This is a genomic window from Aeromonas rivuli, assembly GCF_000820045.1.
GTDB lineage: Bacteria > Pseudomonadota > Gammaproteobacteria > Enterobacterales > Aeromonadaceae > Aeromonas > Aeromonas rivuli.
Map to the genome: position 1 here is coordinate 116,084 of NZ_CDBJ01000071.1, position 17,520 is coordinate 133,603.

17 protein-coding genes are annotated in these 17,520 nt (G+C 59.5%); 7 read left to right on the forward strand and 10 right to left on the reverse strand.

The window, feature by feature from the left end:
- Positions 1 to 167 precede the first annotated feature (167 nt).
- From dkgB to BN1130_RS17045, 6 genes are all read right to left on the reverse strand, one after another.
- The gene (gene dkgB / locus BN1130_RS17020) at positions 168 to 971 is read right to left on the reverse strand and encodes a 2,5-didehydrogluconate reductase DkgB (protein WP_042043427.1); all 804 of its coding nucleotides are present in this window, start codon (positions 969 to 971) and stop codon (positions 168 to 170) included.
- An 89-nt stretch (positions 972 to 1,060) separates the two neighbouring features.
- A complete protein-coding gene (locus tag BN1130_RS17025; protein ID WP_042043429.1) occupies positions 1,061 to 1,351 on the reverse strand; it encodes a putative quinol monooxygenase in 291 nt (96 codons plus the stop codon).
- 161 nt (positions 1,352 to 1,512) lie between these two features.
- A complete protein-coding gene (locus BN1130_RS17030) occupies positions 1,513 to 2,055 on the reverse strand; it encodes a hypothetical protein (protein WP_042043431.1) in 543 nt (180 codons plus the stop codon).
- A 192-nt stretch (positions 2,056 to 2,247) separates the two neighbouring features.
- Positions 2,248 to 2,613 carry a VOC family protein gene (locus BN1130_RS17035; protein WP_042043432.1) on the reverse strand — a complete coding sequence of 122 codons (366 nt, stop codon included), beginning with the start codon at positions 2,611 to 2,613 and terminating at the stop codon, positions 2,248 to 2,250.
- 40 nt (positions 2,614 to 2,653) lie between these two features.
- Positions 2,654 to 3,046, reverse strand: a complete 393-nt coding sequence (locus BN1130_RS17040; RefSeq protein ID WP_042043433.1) for a DUF6404 family protein — start codon at positions 3,044 to 3,046, stop codon at positions 2,654 to 2,656.
- A gap of 221 nt (positions 3,047 to 3,267) precedes the next feature.
- Complete coding sequence (locus tag BN1130_RS17045) at positions 3,268 to 3,615, reverse strand: GFA family protein (RefSeq protein WP_042043435.1); 348 nt, start codon at positions 3,613 to 3,615, stop codon at positions 3,268 to 3,270.
- Positions 3,616 to 3,890: 275 nt separating this feature from the next.
- Here BN1130_RS17045 and BN1130_RS17050 point away from each other — a divergent pair, with 275 nt between their 5' ends.
- Positions 3,891 to 4,793, forward strand: a complete 903-nt coding sequence (locus BN1130_RS17050) for a LysR substrate-binding domain-containing protein (protein ID WP_042043436.1) — start codon at positions 3,891 to 3,893, stop codon at positions 4,791 to 4,793.
- Between the two features lie 275 nt (positions 4,794 to 5,068).
- Here the strand turns inward: BN1130_RS17050 and glpK are convergent, their stop codons facing one another.
- Both glpK and BN1130_RS17060 read right to left on the reverse strand, forming a co-directional pair.
- Positions 5,069 to 6,571, reverse strand: a complete 1,503-nt coding sequence (gene glpK / locus BN1130_RS17055; protein WP_042043437.1) for a glycerol kinase GlpK — start codon at positions 6,569 to 6,571, stop codon at positions 5,069 to 5,071.
- 30 nt (positions 6,572 to 6,601) lie between these two features.
- Entirely contained in the window at positions 6,602 to 7,450 is an 849-nt protein-coding gene (locus BN1130_RS17060) for an MIP/aquaporin family protein (protein ID WP_042043439.1), read from the reverse strand.
- A gap of 486 nt (positions 7,451 to 7,936) precedes the next feature.
- Here BN1130_RS17060 and glpT point away from each other — a divergent pair, with 486 nt between their 5' ends.
- The 6 genes from glpT to tyrA all read left to right on the forward strand — a co-directional run bounded on the left by glpT (position 7,937) and on the right by tyrA (position 16,187).
- The gene (gene glpT, locus BN1130_RS17065) at positions 7,937 to 9,292 is read left to right on the forward strand and encodes a glycerol-3-phosphate transporter (RefSeq protein WP_042043440.1); all 1,356 of its coding nucleotides are present in this window, start codon (positions 7,937 to 7,939) and stop codon (positions 9,290 to 9,292) included.
- Positions 9,293 to 9,393: 101 nt separating this feature from the next.
- On the forward strand, positions 9,394 to 10,152 hold the full coding sequence (locus BN1130_RS17070; RefSeq protein ID WP_005901758.1) for a DeoR/GlpR family transcriptional regulator: 759 nt from the start codon (positions 9,394 to 9,396) through the stop codon (positions 10,150 to 10,152).
- A gap of 548 nt (positions 10,153 to 10,700) precedes the next feature.
- The gene (gene glpD / locus BN1130_RS17075) at positions 10,701 to 12,188 is read left to right on the forward strand and encodes a glycerol-3-phosphate dehydrogenase (RefSeq protein ID WP_042043442.1); all 1,488 of its coding nucleotides are present in this window, start codon (positions 10,701 to 10,703) and stop codon (positions 12,186 to 12,188) included.
- Between the two features lie 211 nt (positions 12,189 to 12,399).
- Positions 12,400 to 13,482: a glycerophosphodiester phosphodiesterase gene (gene glpQ, locus BN1130_RS17080; protein WP_042043444.1), complete on the forward strand. Its 1,083-nt coding sequence runs from the start codon at positions 12,400 to 12,402 to the stop codon at positions 13,480 to 13,482.
- 432 nt (positions 13,483 to 13,914) lie between these two features.
- On the forward strand, positions 13,915 to 14,988 hold the full coding sequence (locus BN1130_RS17085; protein WP_042043445.1) for a 3-deoxy-7-phosphoheptulonate synthase: 1,074 nt from the start codon (positions 13,915 to 13,917) through the stop codon (positions 14,986 to 14,988).
- A gap of 71 nt (positions 14,989 to 15,059) precedes the next feature.
- Complete coding sequence (tyrA, locus tag BN1130_RS17090; protein WP_042043446.1) at positions 15,060 to 16,187, forward strand: bifunctional chorismate mutase/prephenate dehydrogenase; 1,128 nt, start codon at positions 15,060 to 15,062, stop codon at positions 16,185 to 16,187.
- Positions 16,188 to 16,262: 75 nt separating this feature from the next.
- Here the strand turns inward: tyrA and hdfR are convergent, their stop codons facing one another.
- On the reverse strand, positions 16,263 to 17,138 hold the full coding sequence (gene hdfR, locus BN1130_RS17095; RefSeq protein ID WP_042043447.1) for an HTH-type transcriptional regulator HdfR: 876 nt from the start codon (positions 17,136 to 17,138) through the stop codon (positions 16,263 to 16,265).
- Entirely contained in the window at positions 17,138 to 17,512 is a 375-nt protein-coding gene (locus tag BN1130_RS17100) for a MaoP family protein (protein ID WP_042043449.1), read from the reverse strand. Before BN1130_RS17100 ends, hdfR begins: the two co-directional genes overlap by 1 nt.
- Positions 17,513 to 17,520: the final 8 nt, after the last annotated feature.

Here is a 17,520-nt window from a genome sequence, read left to right on the forward strand (position 1 = left end):
TGCTCCCTTCTCCCCTGGCGGGAGAAGGGTTGGGGATGAGGGGGGGAGCTTGCCCCTCACCCTCACCCTCTCCCGCAGGGAGAGGGGATCGCTCGTGGTTGCAATAGGCTAGTGAGGGGTGCCGGTATCCGCCGCTGAAGCGAGAGATACAATGCGTCCTCTCCCGTTTAATCCCACTTTGGGGCGAAGTCCGGGTTGGCGCAGCGCTCCCCTCGCTCCAGGGTGGCAATCTGAGCCATCTCCTCGGGGCTGAGTTGCACCTTGAGGGCGGCCAGGTTGGCGGTCAGATTGGCGCGCTTGGTGGAGCTCGGGATCACCGCCATGTTCTGGGCCAGCAGCCAGGCCAGGGATACCTGGGCGGCGGAGACGCCATGGCGTGCGGCGATCTGCTGCATCAGTGGCTCGGCGAGCACCTTGCCATAGGCGAGCGGCATATAGGCGGTGACGGCGATGCCTTGCTCGCGGCAGAACTCCACTACCTTACGGTTTTGCAGCAGCGGGTGAATTTCCACCTGCTGGTGGGCGATGGCGCCCGGCCCCAGGATCTCGATGGCCTGTTTGAGCTGGGCGACCGTGAAGTTGGATACCCCGATCTCCCGGGTCAGGCCCCGGGCCTTGGCCTCGGCCAGCTGCTCCAGGTAGACCGCCATCGGCACCTCATCCTGGGGGGAAGGCCAGTGAATGAGCGCCAGATCCAGATAGTCGGTACGCAGCTTCTCCAGGCTCAGCTCCATGCTCGGGATCACCTTGCCCTGGCCAAACTCGCTGATCCACACCTTGGTGGTCAGGTAGATATCCTGGCGGGGCACGCCGCTTTCGTTCATCAGTTGGCCCACTTCGGCCTCGTTGTCATAGATCTGGGCGGTATCTATGTGGCGATAGCCGAGATCCAGACCCTGCAGCAGGGAGTCGCGCAGGGGCTGATCTTTCAGGCGAAAGGTACCAAGACCCAGGTTGGGCATCTTCATCATCATATTCCTCAAGTTATTGTTTCTACGCTCAATATTTTGTCGACCCATCCCCGTATCCAGGGCGGGCAGGGGACAGGCCGCAGCTGGATTCAGGCTAGTTGATAGCGGCGAACACTGGTGCTGGCAAACCAGCCCCGGGTGTTGGCCACGAAGGCGAGAAAATGGGGCTGCTGCTGGTGGGCCTTGAGCGCCGCATCGCTCTCCCACTCCTCGTGGATCATCCAGCCGTGGGGGCTCTCCAGGCTCTGATGCAGCCGGTAGCCAAGGCACCCGGGCTCTTGCCGGCTGGCGTTGACGAGCTGCGTCAGGGCGGCCCGACACTCGGCGGCGAATTCAGGCTTGGCCTCAAGCTCGGCAATCACAATCAGGGGGGATGGCATCTGAACCTCCTTGCTAAAACGACGGTCAGTATGCCCCCGGCAGACTGGGGGAAACAGGGGGGATATTACAATAGTGAATTGAGAGAAGTGCAATAATCAGAACCTACGCCTAAATCAGTAAGTATTAAAATCTCCAATAGAGGAGGGATGAATAAGGACTTTTATAAACCACCACTCTCTTTGTATCTTTTATATTTTGCAGGTAATATGTTGTCTTTTATAAGGGTGTTTCTATTTGTAATTATCTCTTCTTCCATTCTCTTTATGTAATTACCAAAATTAACGAAAACCTGAATGAACTCTTCTTGATCTATTTTTCCTTCTTCAAGTAGTTCATATATTTTTTCTATAATGAGTCTGTTTCCATGAAATAATTCAATGTGAGTGTCCTTTAGTTCTGGAAAGTACAGCCTGACGTACATTAGGATCTTTTTATTTATGTCTAGCAAATAGATCTTATGTGTATGCTCTGGGTCGTCAAGAATGTCACGCTTACCACCACTTATATTTCTGATGATTTCAAATCTTACCGCGTGACTATTGGATAATTCATTTAATGACAAATATAATTCTTCGAGTTTTTTAGTTCGCAGTTCGACGGTACTTCTGCGAGATAAAATCCACTGTGATATAAAGAATATAGTTACAGCGACTATTGCGCTGATAATAGCGGATAGAATGCTAGAATTTAATAGTTCAGCCATGTATAAAACCTTTGTTGATTTCTGATTCTTTCATCGAGTGCTTGTTGTAATCGTGGATTATCACTTTAATTCTTTCATCCACAATTTTTTCACTCGACATGACGGTCGACCAAGTTCTGGGTCTAAATATCGTGGCCTTCTATTCCGTAGAATAATTGGCGGAGATATATCTTGATTCGCTGCTTGTAACAATCAGGTATTAGCCGGTTCGGACCAGACCGCAAATTCGTTGCCGCTGGGTTCGACAAAGTGGAAGCGGCGGCCACCGGGGAAGTCAAACAGCGGGCGAATGATGGTGCCCCCATGCTGAAACACCTTGGCCTGGGTCGCGGCAATGTCGGCGCTGTAAAACACCAGCAGGGCGCCACCCTGGGCGCTGTGACCATAGAGATCTGCGCGGTAGAAGCCACCATCGAGCCCTTGACCCTCAAAGGCGCAGTAGTCAGGGCCATAGTCCACAAACTGCCAGCCGAAGACGGCCTGAAAGAAGGCCTTGGTCGCCGCCAGATCCTTGGCGGCAAACTCCACATAGTTCAGTTTTTCATGGGCCTTGGTCATGGCAGCTTCCTCTTGTTTCAAACGATGTGTGATGACTGGCTCACGATTGTCTGGGCTGCCAGCGCTGCTGGGTCCGTGGCGTGGAGCAGGGCTGTGTCTCCCAGGGGATCAGCTTGAGTTGCCAACGGCGCACCCGGAAGATGATCGCCATCATCAGCCCGACACCGATGACAAAGACGCTGATCTGGCGCAGGGCATACTCCGGGCTCACCTCATGCTGCCAACCGAAGCACCACATCAACAACCCCCAGAAGGCGCCTATGGGTAGCCCCAGTGCAAGTGCGTTGACCAGAAAGCGCTCATGGTGGGGCGGTCTGAGTCGCAGGCCCAGTCTGCGCAGCAATCTGAACAGTGGCGGGTCGTAATTGAGCGCCTGCACGCCCTTGTCGGCCAGCTCCCTATGGGCGGCGAACAGGCGATGTTCAAATAACATGGTGCTTCTCTTGTGTGACGGCATGACAGGGCCGGGCGATGGAGCGCTCCGATCTTCAATAAGGTGGTGCCGATTGTAGCCTTGTTGCTGGCTCGGGTGTTTGCGCCGGATCACATCGTTCCGTGCCGTAGAGGGGGGAGATCAGGCTGGGGGTAGAGGGGCAGGCCAGAGGGAAGAGAGGCACCTCCGGCCTGATTGACAACGTCAGATGGTCTCCCTGGCTACAGGGCCCGGCCATCATAGTGATGCACAGGCACGGACTCGGGATCTATGGCTTCCAGGCAACGGATATTGATGGCGGCAACATGGTTGCCATCGGGATCCACCCCCTCACCATAGGGGTGCATGCCGCACACCGGGCAGAATCTGTGTTTGACCACGTGTTTGTTGAAGGTGTAGGTGCTGGCCGCCTCAGGCGGGGTCAGCAACGTCATCTTCTCCCAGGGGACAAACCACAGCAGAGACCCCTTGCGTTGGCAGATGGAGCAGTTGCAGGCCAGGGCCTGGGTCAGTTCACCATCGGCTTCGAATGCCACTCTGCCGCAGTGGCAGCTTCCCTTGTATTTCATCACCCGACTCCTTGCGTTATATGGTCAGGGCCCTGAGCCGAGGCGGCTCTGTGTCCTTGCGGCCCCGGATCCCGACCGGATGAAGGGCCCGCATCAGTATAGCCATGTCCCATCGAGGGCTGCAGATGGACAGACTGGCGCTGAATGGGGTGTCGCGAGCCAGGGCTCCAAGAAGAAAACAGAGCAGGAGCAGGCGCCGTATCCGGGATGGCTGCCTTGCCAACTAACCCGCATTGAGCCTATAAAAAGCAAAGACTCTTGCTTGGATGACATCAATGAAGACCCATTCCGATGAACTGACCCTGTTTGTGGCCGTGGTGGAGGCGGGCAGTTTTCGCCAGGCGGCGGAGAACCTGGGGCTGGACAACTCTGTGGTGAGCCGCGGCATCAAGCGGCTGGAGGAGAAGCTCGCCACCGTGTTGCTCAACCGCACCACTCGCCGGGTCAGCCTGACCGAGGAGGGGAGCTGGTTCTATCAGCGGGCGGTGAGGGTGCTGACCGAGATGAGCGAGGCGGAGAGCCATCTGCTCAGCCGCAAGGAGCAGCCGGAGGGAATACTGCGGGTCGATGCCGCCACCCCCTTCATCCTGCATCGACTGGTGCCCCTCATCGGCGAGTTTCGGCGCCGTTATCCCGGTATCGAGCTGCAACTGCACAGCTCGGAGGGCTTTATCAATTTGATGGAGCGGCGGGTGGACATGGCCATTCGCATCGGCGAGCTGACCGACTCCTCCCTGCGCGCCTTGCCGCTCGGGCGCACGCGGTTGCGGCTGCTGGCATCCCCCGCTTACCTGAGCGAGCGGGGCACCCCGCGCCAGCCGGCGGATCTGCTGGCGGGTCACGAGCTGCTGGGCTTTTTGAATCCCGAGCACCTCAATCACTGGCCCCTGCTCACCGAGGAGCAGGGAGACAGGTTCGCCATCACGCCAACCCTGAGGGCGAGTAGCGGCGAGACCCTGCGCCAGCTGGCGCTGGGGGGGCAGGGTATCGTCTGTCTGTCGGACTTCATGACGGGGGAAGACAGGGCGAGCGGCGCCCTGGTGGAGGTGCTGGCCCGCAGCAACAGCGGCGCCTCGCGCCCCATTCATGCTGTGTTCTACTCCGATGCCCAGCGGGATATCCGGCTGCGGGTCTGGCTCGATTTTCTGAAAGAGCAGATTGGCCGCCACGCGCTCTGAGGGGCGCCGCACCGTAGGCATCATGGAGGGCGTGACGCTGCTCGCCCCCCGGGCCACCGCCTGACAGCCCCACAAAGAAACGGGCCGACATTGCTGTCGGCCCGTTGATTATTACCCGTCTCTCTTTCGCTGTTGTGCGCGCTGCATGCACTTTTTATTGATGAGCGGCTGGCTCGCAAGGGATGCAAGTGGTGCTTGGCATCCCCTGGCGATGATACCCGCAGGCGTGGCCCCGGGGGCTGCGCCAGCCGGGATCGGGCGCCGCGCCCCGACTGTTAATCCTCTTCTGCCCAACGAAGGGAGCGCTGGACCGCCTTCTGCCAGCCGCCGTAGAGGCGATCGCGGCGGGCGTCGTCCATCTGCGGGATGAACTCGCGGTCCACGCTGAACTTGTCTTTGAGCTCGTCCGCGCTCTTCCAGAAGCCCACGGCCAGACCGGCCAGGAAGGCGGCGCCCATGGCGGTGGTCTCGATGCGAGTCGGGCGTACCACTGGGGTGCGCATCATGTCGGACTGGAACTGCATCAGGAAGTCGTTGGCCACGGCGCCGCCATCCACCTTCAGAGAAGCCAGCTTGATGCCGGAGTCTTGCTGCATGGCATCGAGCACGTCGCGGCTCTGGTAGGCGATGGATTCGAGCGCCGCACGGATCACGTGGTTGCGGTTGGTGCCACGGGTCAGGCCGACCATGGTGCCACGGGCGTAGGGATCCCAGTAAGGGGCGCCCAGGCCGACGAAGGCCGGGACCAGGTAGACGCCATTGGTGTCGCCGACTTTGGTGGCGAAGTAGTCGGTGTCCCGGGCATCGTGAATGAGCTTCATCTCGTCACGCAGCCACTGGACGGTGGCGCCACCCATGAACACGGCCCCTTCCAGGGCGTAGTTGACGTCGCCCTTGGGACCGATGGCGATGGTGGTCAGCAGGCCGTTGTTGGAGCGAACCGGCTCGGTGCCAGTGTTCATCAACAAGAAGCAGCCGGTGCCATAGGTGTTCTTGGCCATGCCTTTCTCGAAGCAGAGCTGACCGAACAGCGCCGCCTGCTGGTCACCGGCGATACCGGCGATGGGGATGCGCGCGCCGCCGCCACGGGTGGTGTAGCCATAGACCTCGGAGGAGGGGCGTACCTCGGGCAGCATGGAGGCCGGGATGCCCAGCTCGTCGAGCATGCGTTGATCCCATTTCAGATCACGAATGTTGTAGAGCATGGTGCGCGACGCGTTGGTGGGATCGGTGACATGCACCTCGCCATTGGTCATCTTCCACAGCAGCCAGGTGTCGATGGTGCCAAACAGCAGCTCGCCGTTCATGGCCTGCTCCCGGGCGCCTTCGACGTTGTCGAGTATCCATTTCACCTTGGTGCCGGAGAAGTAGGCATCGACCACCAGACCGGTGTTGTCGCGCACGTACTCTTCCAGGCCACGGGCCTTGAGATCTTCACAGATGGCGGCGGTGCGGCGGCACTGCCAGACGATGGCGTTGTAGATGGGCTTGCCGGTGGCTTTCTCCCAGACGACGGTGGTTTCGCGCTGGTTGGTGATGCCGATGGCGGCGATCTGGTCGCTGTGCAGGCCGCTCTTGGCCAGCACCTCGGTGAAGACGGAGGACTGGGTCGCCCAGATCTCCATGGGGTCGTGCTCGACCCAGCCCGCGTTGGGGTAGTGCTGGGTGAACTCCCGCTGGGAGACGGCCACTATGTTGGCATCCTGATCGAAGACGATGGCGCGGGAAGAGGTAGTGCCTTGGTCCAGGGCGACGACGTACTTTTGTGCAGTAGACATGATGTTCTCCAGGTTTGGATGGGACCGCTCTTAAGCGGCGGCCTCTTCTTTAGCAGTTTGGGCGGCTTGCTCGGTGGCGGCAACACGGTTGCCCGGTACGCAAGGAGCCAGCACTTTCACATAGAGGGCGGTGCCGAGCTGGGCGCCGACGATGGGGCCCAGGATAGGTACCCAGAAGTAGGGGTTGTCACGGCCACCCGTCATGGCGACATCGCCCCAGCCCGCCAGGAAGGCGAACAGCTTGGGACCAAAGTCACGGGCCGGGTTCATGGCGAAACCGGTCAAGGGGCCGAGGGAAGCACCGATGACGGCGATGAGCAGACCAATCAGCAGGGCGGCGGCGAAGCCTTTGGGGGCGCCGTTGTTGTTGTCACCCAGTGCCATGATGCCCAGCATCAGCACGGCGGTGATCACCAGCTCGACCGCGAAGGCTTGCAGGTTGGAGAGCAGCGGGTTGGCGTAGGTAGAGAAGATACCGGCGGTGGCCAGACTCTCCAGGCTGCCGCGCACCACATTATGGGTCAGCTCCCACTGGGTGAACAGGCTGCTGTAGAGGAAGTAGACCAGGGCGGCGGCGCTGAAGGCTCCGGCTATCTGGGCGATGATGAAGGGCACGACCTTGCGCTTGTCAAAACCGGCAAAGGTCATCAGTGCCAGGGTCACGGCCGGGTTCAGGTGGGCACCTGATATGCCGCCGGTCACATAGATGGCGATGGCAACGCCGATCCCCCAAGTGATGGAGATCTCCCATTGGCCGAAGTTGGCACCAGCCAGCACCAGTGCCGCCACACAGCCGACGCCGAAAAAGATCAGCAGGCCGGTGCCGATGAACTCGGCGAGACATTCGCCAAGCAGGGTATTGGGTCTTTGTATGCTCATTCCTTTATTCCTCTTATCCACCCACAGACAGGTTTTGATGTTCCATGTTTTTTCTTTCATTCCAATTGGCGCCGAGGATCGGTTTGTTGTTTTTGGAGTCTGCGCAAACGTTATGCTCGTTTACGCTCGTTCTCGGACGAATGAGAAAATAAACCTTTCTGGCCTGTTCGCCACATCCCTCTGTTGGGAAATGTGGGCAAGATCCCATTCATTGCTAATAAAATGTGACGAAAAGCAAGGCATAGCAAGTGGTCTATCCCTTAGGTGTTAATCTGAAAGGCCCTTGCTATCAGGGTTCTGGTCTGATGAGTGTTTGCTCATTAGTGCGCACTTTCTGTAATAAATCTGTAATATTTTCGGTTACATCACAGATTAAATGTTCATAAATGCGCATAATTGGCTCGCTTACGAATCAAGATGTACTGATCGTGCGGTGTGCACTGGGCAAAGTCCCACACTCAATAACAACAAGACAAGGAAACTAAGATGCTTAGTTTTTTCAGGCCAGCGCCTCATATCGAGCGTCTGCCGGCTGACAAGGTTGACCCCTTCTACAAGCGCATGCGCTGGCAGATGTTCTTCGGTATCTTCCTCGGATATGCCGGTTACTATCTGGTGCGCAAGAACTTCAGCCTGGCGATGCCCTATCTGGTAGAACAGGGTTTCTCCCGCGGCGATCTGGGCCTGGCCCTGTCCGGGGTCTCCATTGCCTATGGTCTCTCCAAATTCCTGATGGGGAACGTGTCGGATCGCTCCAACGCGCGCTATTTCCTGTCGGCAGGTTTGCTGCTCTCCGCCGCTATCATGTTCATGATGGGGACCATGCACTGGGCCACGTCCAGCATCGGCATCATGTTCGTGCTGTTGTTCCTGAATGGTTGGGTGCAGGGCATGGGCTGGCCCCCTTGTGGCCGCACCATGGTGCACTGGTGGTCCCAGAAGGAGCGGGGTGAAGTCGTCTCGGTCTGGAACGTGGCCCACAACGTGGGTGGCGGCATGATAGGCCCGCTGTTCATCCTCGGCATGGGCTGGTTCAACGACTGGCGCAGTGCCTTCTATGTGCCGGCGGCCGCTGCCGCAGCCATCGCGGTGATCGTCTTCTTCGTGATGCGTGATACTCCGCAATCTGTCGGTCTGCCGCCGATTGAGGAGTACAAGGACGACTATCCGAAGGATTACAACGAGAGTCACGAGCAGGAGTTCTCCGCCAAGGAGATCTTCATGAAGTACGTGCTGCACAACAAACTGTTGTGGTACATCGCCATCGCCAACGCCTTCGTTTACCTCATTCGTTACGGTGTGCTGGACTGGGCGCCGACCTACCTCAAAGAGGCCAAGGACTTCAGCGTGGATCACTCCTCCTGGGCCTATTTCCTCTACGAGTGGGCGGGTATCCCCGGCACCCTGCTGTGCGGCTGGATCTCCGACAAGCTGTTCCAGGGTCGCCGTGCCCCGGCTGGCATCCTGTTCATGGTGCTGGTGACCCTGGCCGTGCTGGTCTACTGGCTCAACCCGGCGGGCAACCCGACCATCGACATGCTGGCGCTGGTTGCCATCGGCTTCCTGATCTATGGCCCCGTCATGCTGATTGGTCTGTATGCGCTGGAGCTGGCGCCCAAGAAAGCGGCGGGTACCGCAGCGGGCTTCACCGGTCTGTTCGGTTACCTGGGCGGCGCAGTCGCAGCCAACGCCATGTTGGGCTACACGGTTGACCACTTCGGCTGGGATGGCGGTTTCATGGTGCTGACCGCGTCTTGCGTGATCTCCATCGTTTTGCTGGCCATGACCCTCAAGCATGAAAATATCGCTGTGGCAGCCAAGGCGGCCGCCAATAAGGCATAAAACGTGATCCTGACCTTATCGATCCCAAAGGGGATAAGGTAAACTCCGAAAGGCCCCGCATCTGCCGGGGCCTTTTTTCGTTTCATCATCGGAGTGCAAGCGTGAAACAAACCCAACGACATCTGGAGATACTGGACGTCCTGACGCGGCAGGGATTTGTCTCGACGGAAGACCTGGTGAGCCATTTCGACGTCAGCCCGCAGACCATACGCCGGGATCTGAACGATCTCGCCGAACAGAACAAGATACGTCGTCACCATGGCGGCGCCTCATTGCATTCGAGTACCGTCAATACCGCATACAGCGCCCGTAAAGTGATGCAGCTCAAGGAGAAAGAGCGCATCGCCCGCGAGGTGGCGGCCAACATTCCCGACGGCTCCTCCCTCTTTATCGACATCGGCACCACCACAGAGGCCATTGCCCGGGCACTGCTCGATCACCGGGAATTGCGCGTCGTGACCAACAACCTCAACGTGGCCAGCATTCTGACCGCCAAGGATGATTTCACCGTCATCATCGCCGGGGGCGAGATCCGCAACAGAGATGGCGGCATAGTGGGGGAGGCGACCCGTGACTTCATCGGCCAGTTCCGCATGGACTACGGTGTCATCGGCATCTCCGGCATCGATGGTGACGGCTCATTGCTCGATTTCGACTATCACGAGGTGAAGATAGCCCAGGCCATCATCGCCCATTCCCGCCAGGTTTTTCTGGCCGCGGATCACACCAAATTCGGCCGTAACGCCATGGTGAACCTGGGCCACCTCAATCAGGTGCACGCCCTGTTCACCGACCAGCCCCCTCCCGAGAAGCTGATGCGCATCATGGCTCAGCATCAGATAGAGTGTCATATCTGCTGATGACCCCGGCGCCGCTCCCGCGGCGGTGCCGAGTCGTTTTTCCCGCAGTGCTTGGTCTGGCCGCCCACGGGCGGCCGTTTTGATGGGGGAGTGCGCTTGCAGGGTGAGTCAACCCCCTTGCGGTGGCTTGCTGCACATCTCCTCGCTGCCGTTGCCGCTCCTCTGACCCCGCCTGCTCCCCATTTGCCCTGATATGGCGCCTTTATCCGCTCGCTGTTAGCCTGCACTCTGCACTCTGCGGCACAGGAGCGCGATCACCTGATTGTTTGCAGTCTTTCCCCTCCCCCTCGCTGATGCGTTGCCCCTGTCATGGGATGGCAACTGACGCCTATTAAGCTGCGTCATCGTCTGCTTTTTGCTGGTATCGAGACAGGTGGTGCCCCCTTGCTGCAAGGAGGGGGAGGCCGGATCCCTTTTTTTGCGGCTTGGCCTCTATCGCGATCACACTTTCATCACTAAATGTTCGTTTATAGTTTTTTTATGCTCTAATATGAGCGAAATCAAACATTGTCGCCTTGGCGAACGCAAATATAAGAAAGTAGGTGAACATGAGCGAACATTATGATCTGGTCGTCGTCGGTGGCGGCATCAATGGGGTTGGCATCGCGGCGGATGCGGCCGGCCGTGGCCTGAAGGTAGCTTTGTTTGAGGCTCATGATCTCGCCTCGGCCACCTCGTCCAACTCCAGCAAGCTTATCCATGGCGGCCTGCGTTATCTCGAGCATTATGAGTTTCGCCTGGTGAAAGAGGCCCTGGCCGAGCGGGAAGTGCTGCTCGGCATGGCTCCCCATATCGCTCGCCCCATGCGCTTTCGTTTGCCCCATCGTCCCCATCTGCGTCCGGCCTGGATGATCCGCGCCGGTCTGTTTCTGTATGACAACCTCGCCAAGCGCGACAAGCTCAAGGGCAGCTGCGGTGTGCGCTTCTTGCCGCAAGATGGCTTGAGATCGGGGATCAGCAAGGGCTTCGAATATTCGGATGCCTGGGTTGATGACGCCAGACTGGTGGTGATCAATGCCATGATGGCGCGCAGCAAGGGGGCCGAGGTGCAGACCCGCACCCGCTGCGTCAAGGCGACCCGGGATGCCAAGTTATGGACCCTGACCCTGGAGCGCGAGGGGGGTGAGCGTTTCACCGTCACCTGCAAGGGGTTGGTCAATGCGGCGGGTCCCTGGGTCAAGACCTTCTATGACGAGGGGCTGCACGAGACATCCCCGCGCGGCATCCGACTCATCAAGGGCAGCCACATCATAGTGCCGCGCATCCACGAGCGCGAAGAGGCCTATATCCTGCAAAACGAAGACCACCGCATCGTCTTCGTCATTCCCTACCAGCAGGATTTCTCCCTCATCGGCACCACCGATGTGGAGCACAGGGGCGATGCCCGCGACGCTCACATCAGCGACGCCGAAGTGAACTACCTGTGCAACGTGGTCAATGCCCACTTCACCCGCAAGATAGCGCCGTCCGATGTGGTCTGGACCTATTCCGGGGTGCGACCGCTGTGCGATGACGAGTCCGACTCCCCCCAGGCGGTGACCCGGGATTACACCCTCGAACTCAGTGGCGATGCCGATGGCGCGCCCCTGCTCTCGGTATTTGGTGGCAAACTCACCACCTACCGCAAGCTGGCCCAGGCCGCCTGTCACAAACTCAAGCCCTGGTTTGCCCAGATGGGCGATGACTGGACCGCGTCCAGCCGCCTGCCCGGCGGCGAGTTCGATTGCAGCACCCAGGAGCTGGCCCGCGCCTATCGACTCGAGTTTGACTGGCTCGATGAGCGCAGTGCCCAGCGCATCAGCGAAGCCTATGGCGCTCAGGCCCGTCTCTGGTTGCAGCATGATCGTGGCGAGCACTTTGGTGCCGGCTTGTATGAATCCGAGGTGCGTTACCTGCTGGAACACGAGTGGGCGCACAGCCTGGAAGACATCCTGTGGCGCCGCAGCAAGTTGGGGCTGCGTCTGGATGCCCAGCAACAAGCCGCACTGCAAGCCTGGCTTGAGCAGTTCCACCACGCCCTGCCACAGGCCATGTAAAGGATGAGGGCATGTCCCGAGCATGCCCCGTCATCACGAGCAGATGGCCACCACGGCCCGGCCGGTATCATCTGCTCGTCATATTTTCCCTCTATAACAATGACCTGTCCCATGACGGCGGTCTGACATATGACCCCAAGGTTGACCTGTGCCATCGATTGGCCGTTTGACTTACCTACCTGACCCTTCAATAACAACAAGAGCACCCAAGATGAAACAAGTAGCCTTATCCCTTCTTGCCCTCTCCCTCGGCGCCACTCTCTCTCTGCCTGCACAGGCTGCCGATGAGGGCAAGGTCGTCATCGCCCACCGCGGCGCCTCCGGATATCTGCCCGAGCACACCCTGGCCTCCAAGGCCATGGCCTACGCCATGGGGGTGGATTATCTTGAGCAGGATCTGGTGATGACCAAGGATGACCAGCTGGTGGTGATGCACGATCACTTCCTCGATGGCATCACCGATGTGGCGGCGCGTTTCCCCGGCCGGGCCCGCGCCGATGGCCGCTACTATGTGGTGGACTTCACCCTGGCCGAGGTGCGCTCCCTGCGCATGACCGAGCCCTTCCAGCTGGTGGATGGCAAACAGGTGCCCGTCTACCCGGCCCGCTTCCCGCTGTGGCAGTCGGATTTTCGGATCCACACCTTCCAGGAAGAGATAGAGATGATCCAGGGTATGAACAAGAGCACCGGCAAGCAGGTCGGTATCTATCCCGAGATCAAGGCGCCCTGGTTCTTCCGTCACGAAGGCAAGGACATCTCCAAGGCGGTGCTCTCCGTGCTCAAGGAGTACGGTTACACCGACAAGCAGAGCAAGGTCTACCTGCAGAGCTTTGATGCCGATGAACTCAAGCGCATCAACGGCGAGCTGATGCCCGCCCTCGGCATGGACGTGAAACTGGTGCAGCTGATGGCCGAGACCGACTGGAACGAGACCATGGTCTACGACACCAAGGGCAAGGCGGCCCCCTATGACTATGACTGGATGTTCAAGCCGGGGGCCATGAAGACCATAGCCGCTTACGCCGACGGCATAGGCCCCTGGAAGCCGATGATAGTCACCGAGCCGGGTACCCCGGGCAAGCCGGTGTTCACCAGCATGGTCAAGGACGCCCATGCTGCCGGGCTCAAGGTACACCCTTATACCTTCCGCCAGGACGAGGGCCAGATCCCGGCCTATGCCAAGGACTTCACCGACCTGCTCAACATCTTCCTCTATCAGGCGGATGTGGATGGGGTGTTCAGCGATTTCCCGGACAAGGCGGTCGCCGTCATCGAGGCTCACGGCAAAGCGTAAATCAGGGCGCAACAGGGAAGAGCGAGCGGGGCCAGGTGCCCCGCTTTGTTATGGGCAGGCCACGGGGAAGCGAGCAGTCTGATCGTTTGCATGACCTGGCAACGCTGTGGGGAAGGGGGAGCAGTACCCGCCTTGGTGGATGAGGGGCCGCTCCATGACTGCGGTGGCATCATGATGTCAGGCTGAGCTGCTGCGAGTGTAATGTTTTATTTACGATTTATGATTTTATGGCAAGTGGTACGGCCTATCTTATAGGTCTTTATCATTCCATATTGGTTGTTTATCCAGCTATTGACAGCTTTTACCGCTGGTTACACTTGATTGTTTGTTTTTCCTTGGTAAGGTGGTGGCGGTTGCGTAACAAGGGGTGAACTGGTGTAAACATAAAGATACACCGCCCCTTTTGGCTTAGACAGTAGCGAGAATGACATCATGCACAGAGATCCCCTGAACAACATCCACATCCAGTCCGAACAGGTCATGATCACCCCGGCCCAGCTCAAGGAGCGACTGCCCATCTCGGAGCAGGCCCTGGCCTTCGTGCAAGGGGCGCGCAATACCATAGCCGACATCATTCACCGCCGGGATCATCGGCTGCTGGTGATCTGTGGACCCTGCTCCATTCATGACATGGACGCCGCCAAAGAGTACGCAACCCGACTCAAAGCGCTGCATGACGCCTATCAAGATTCTCTCTACATAGTGATGCGGGTCTACTTCGAGAAACCCCGCACCACGGTCGGCTGGAAGGGGTTTATCAATGATCCAGACCTGGACGGCACTTTCGATGTCGAGCTGGGACTGCACCGGGCCCGGGAACTGCTCTGCTGGCTGGCCGAGCTGGAGTTGCCGCTGGCGACCGAGGCCCTCGACCCCATCAGCCCGCAATACCTGGCCGAGCTCTTCTCCTGGTCGGCCATCGGTGCCCGCACCACCGAATCCCAGACTCACAGGGAGATGGCTTCCGGCCTCTCCATGCCGGTCGGTTTCAAGAACGGTACCGACGGTAACCTGGGAACCGCCATCAATGCCCTGCAGGCGGCATCCAGTCCCCATGCCTTCATGGGCATCAATCAGCAGGGCCAGGTGGCGCTGTTGCAGACCCAGGGCAACCCGGATGGCCACGTGATCCTGCGCGGCGGCAAGCACCCCAACTACGACTCGGTCAATGTCTCCCTGGCCGAGGAGGCGCTGGAAAAGGCGGGCCTGCTGCCGGGGTTGGTGGTGGATTGCAGCCATGGCAACTCCAGCAAGGATCACCGCTTGCAGCCCAAGGTGGCCGACAACGTCATCCACCAGATCCAGGAGGGGAACAGTTCCATCATTGGCGTCATGCTGGAATCGCACCTCAACGAGGGCAACCAGTCCAGCGAGCAGCCCAAGGCACAGATGCGCTACGGCGTCTCCATTACCGATGCTTGCATCGACTGGGAGACCACTGCCACGCTGCTGGATCGTTGTCACCAGCAGCTGGCGGCCCCGCTCAAGGCGCGTGCTCAGGGCTAAGCCATTGAGTCACTGTGTGAAAATGTTGAATAATAGGGCGTCGCATCCGGCGACGCCGTCAGGAAGATGTCATGGCAGAAGAGTTGAATGCCCTCAGGGACAAGATAGATGTAGTCGATCGGCAGCTGCTTGATCTGCTGGCCCAGCGTCTGGCCCTGGTGGGGGAAGTGGGTGAGGTCAAGAGCCGTCATGGTCTGCCCATCTATGCCCCGGACAGGGAGGCGAGCATGTTGGCCGGTCGCCGGGTCGAGGCCGAACGGCTGGGGGTGCCCGGCGATCTGATTGAAGACGTGCTGCGCCGGGTGATGCGCGAATCCTATGCCAGCGAGAAAGATACCGGCTTCAAGTGCATCAATCCTGCCCTGGGCAAGATTGTCATTATCGGGGGCGAGGGGCAGCTGGGCCGGCTGTTTGGTCATATGTTCTCGCTCTCCGGCTACCGGGTCGAGACGCTGGAACAGGCCGACTGGTCGCGGGCTGACGAGATCCTGGCCGATGCGGGACTGGTGATGGTGGCGGTGCCCATCGACATCACCTGCCAGATCATCGACCGGTTGGGTACCCTGCCAGCAGATTGCCTGCTGGTGGATGTGACCAGCGTCAAGAGTCAGCCTCTGGCTCATATGCTGGCCACCCATACTGGGCCCGTGCTGGGTCTGCATCCCATGTTCGGTCCGGATGTGGCCAGCTTTGCCAAGCAGGTGATCGTCTGCTGCCTGGGTCGGGATCCGGCCGCCAGCCAATGGCTGCTCGAGCAGATGACCATCTGGGGCGCCCGCCTGCAACAGGTAGAGGCCAAGGCCCATGATGAGGCCATGACCCTCATTCAGGCGCTGCGCCACTTCGCCACCTTCGCTTATGGCTGGCATCTCTCCCAGGAGGGGGCGGATCTCGAACAACTGCTTGGCTTGAGCTCGCCCATCTACCGGTTGGAACTGGCCATGGTGGGGCGGCTGTTTGCCCAGGATCCCGAGCTCTACGCCGACATCATCCTCTCTTCACCCCAGAATCTGGCCATGGTGCGTCGCTACTTCGAGCGTTTCGGGGAGGTGTTGCACCTGCTGGAGCAAGGGGACAGGGCTGGTTTCATCACGGCATTTCGTCAGGTGTCCGACTTCTTCGGCCCCCACGCCGATCAGTTCCTCAAGGAGAGCCGCATGTTGCTGGCGCAGGCCAACGACCGGCGCCACTACGGTTAGTCTGGACAGCAAGCATGAATAGCAGAAGGGGCCCGCGGGCCCCTTCGTTATGGCGTGATGAAACCACCATGGCCTTTAGTCAGCCGCAGGCACATAGAGCTCTGCATCGTCCCAGCCAAGGGGCAGGGTGAGCAGGGCATCGATCAACTCCCGGCGATCGGATTTTTCCAGATAGGCGAGATAGAGCGGACGGCGCAGGGGCTGGCCTCCTTCCACCAGATGCAGGCGCCCCTGCTCCAGGAAGGGGGTGACCATGCGCCGCGGCAGATAGGCGGCCCCACCGTTGGCGAGCACAAACTGCAACGCCATGCTGGCGGAGCTTGAGTGCAGCACCGGGGTCTTTTGCAGGCTCTGCAGGCGGCTTGGCTGCGGCTCGAAGCTGGTGCCCCAATCGAGATGGATGTGCGGCATCTGCATCAGGTTGTCGGCATTGGCGGCCGGGTCCCGGCTCACCAGCTCGAACACCAGCTCACCAATGGGGTGCAGGGCTATTTCGTCGATCTTGGTCGGCTCGGAGAGCAGCGCCAAGTCGAGGGAGCGCTCCAGCAACTGGCGGCAAAGGTGCTCGCGAGAGGCGGTCTCAAGCCTTACCGCGAGGCCGGGGGCCAGGGCGTAGACATGATTGAGCCAGTCGTTGAAATCCAGCTCCCAGAACACGGGAGGGGCGCCGATGGCAAGCTGCTGACTGAAGCCCGGGGAGAGGGCCACATCCTGCTTGGCACGGCCCAGGGTGTGCAAGATGGCGTCGGCATAGGGCAGCAGACGCTCCCCCGAGGCGGTCAGACGGATGTTGTTGCGATGACGGGCAAACAGACTGACCCCGAGCTGCTGCTCGAGCTGGCGAATGCGAAAGCTCACCGCCGACTGGGTCAGATAGAGATTCTCGGCGGCGCGGCCAAAGTGACGGGTCTTGCTGACTTCGATGAAGGTGCGTAGCAGTTCGGTATCCATCAGTCGAGGGACTCGTCACCGCCACCCATGCCACCGCCCATGCTGCCGCTCCCGCCGAAGCTGCCAGCAGCCTCGTCACTGGCGCCACCGGCGACGGTGCAGAGGCGATGAACCCGCTTCGGGCCTATGACTTTGAGATACTTGAACCACACCTTGGCGTGAGGGTTGCTGCCGGGTTCACCCGCCTTGAGTTGCTCGGCGAAGGCGGTCTCTACCTCGTCGCGCGGCGCCAGGTTGCCCTGGTAGATGGCCAGCATGCTGGTGCCGTATTTTTCCAGACTGTCTGCTTCGGCGACGGTGAATTCACCACTGCGACGCAGGCCACGGGGAAAATGTTTGAAGTCGTTGAAACGCTTGTCTGATTCGAAGCTCATAGTGCTCT

Excerpts from the sequence above, each read along its gene's own strand:
- BN1130_RS17030 (WP_042043431.1), bottom strand. The coding sequence starts at position 2,055 with ATGGCTGAACTATTAAATTCTAGCATTCTATCCGCTATTATCAGCGCA.
- hdfR (WP_042043447.1), bottom strand. The coding sequence starts at position 17,138 with ATGGATACCGAACTGCTACGCACCTTCATCGAAGTCAGCAAGACCCGT.
- BN1130_RS17085 (WP_042043445.1), top strand. The coding sequence starts at position 13,915 with ATGCACAGAGATCCCCTGAACAACATCCACATCCAGTCCGAACAGGTC.
- dkgB (WP_042043427.1), bottom strand. The coding sequence starts at position 971 with ATGATGAAGATGCCCAACCTGGGTCTTGGTACCTTTCGCCTGAAAGAT.
- tyrA (WP_042043446.1), top strand. The coding sequence starts at position 15,060 with ATGGCAGAAGAGTTGAATGCCCTCAGGGACAAGATAGATGTAGTCGAT.
- glpD (WP_042043442.1), top strand. The coding sequence starts at position 10,701 with ATGAGCGAACATTATGATCTGGTCGTCGTCGGTGGCGGCATCAATGGG.
- BN1130_RS17040 (WP_042043433.1), bottom strand. The coding sequence starts at position 3,046 with ATGTTATTTGAACATCGCCTGTTCGCCGCCCATAGGGAGCTGGCCGAC.
- glpK (WP_042043437.1), bottom strand. The coding sequence starts at position 6,571 with ATGTCTACTGCACAAAAGTACGTCGTCGCCCTGGACCAAGGCACTACC.
- glpQ (WP_042043444.1), top strand. The coding sequence starts at position 12,400 with ATGAAACAAGTAGCCTTATCCCTTCTTGCCCTCTCCCTCGGCGCCACT.
- BN1130_RS17035 (WP_042043432.1), bottom strand. The coding sequence starts at position 2,613 with ATGACCAAGGCCCATGAAAAACTGAACTATGTGGAGTTTGCCGCCAAG.
- BN1130_RS17060 (WP_042043439.1), bottom strand. The coding sequence starts at position 7,450 with ATGAGCATACAAAGACCCAATACCCTGCTTGGCGAATGTCTCGCCGAG.
- glpT (WP_042043440.1), top strand. The coding sequence starts at position 7,937 with ATGCTTAGTTTTTTCAGGCCAGCGCCTCATATCGAGCGTCTGCCGGCT.
- BN1130_RS17050 (WP_042043436.1), top strand. The coding sequence starts at position 3,891 with ATGAAGACCCATTCCGATGAACTGACCCTGTTTGTGGCCGTGGTGGAG.
- BN1130_RS17045 (WP_042043435.1), bottom strand. The coding sequence starts at position 3,615 with ATGAAATACAAGGGAAGCTGCCACTGCGGCAGAGTGGCATTCGAAGCC.
- BN1130_RS17100 (WP_042043449.1), bottom strand. The coding sequence starts at position 17,512 with ATGAGCTTCGAATCAGACAAGCGTTTCAACGACTTCAAACATTTTCCC.
- BN1130_RS17025 (WP_042043429.1), bottom strand. The coding sequence starts at position 1,351 with ATGCCATCCCCCCTGATTGTGATTGCCGAGCTTGAGGCCAAGCCTGAA.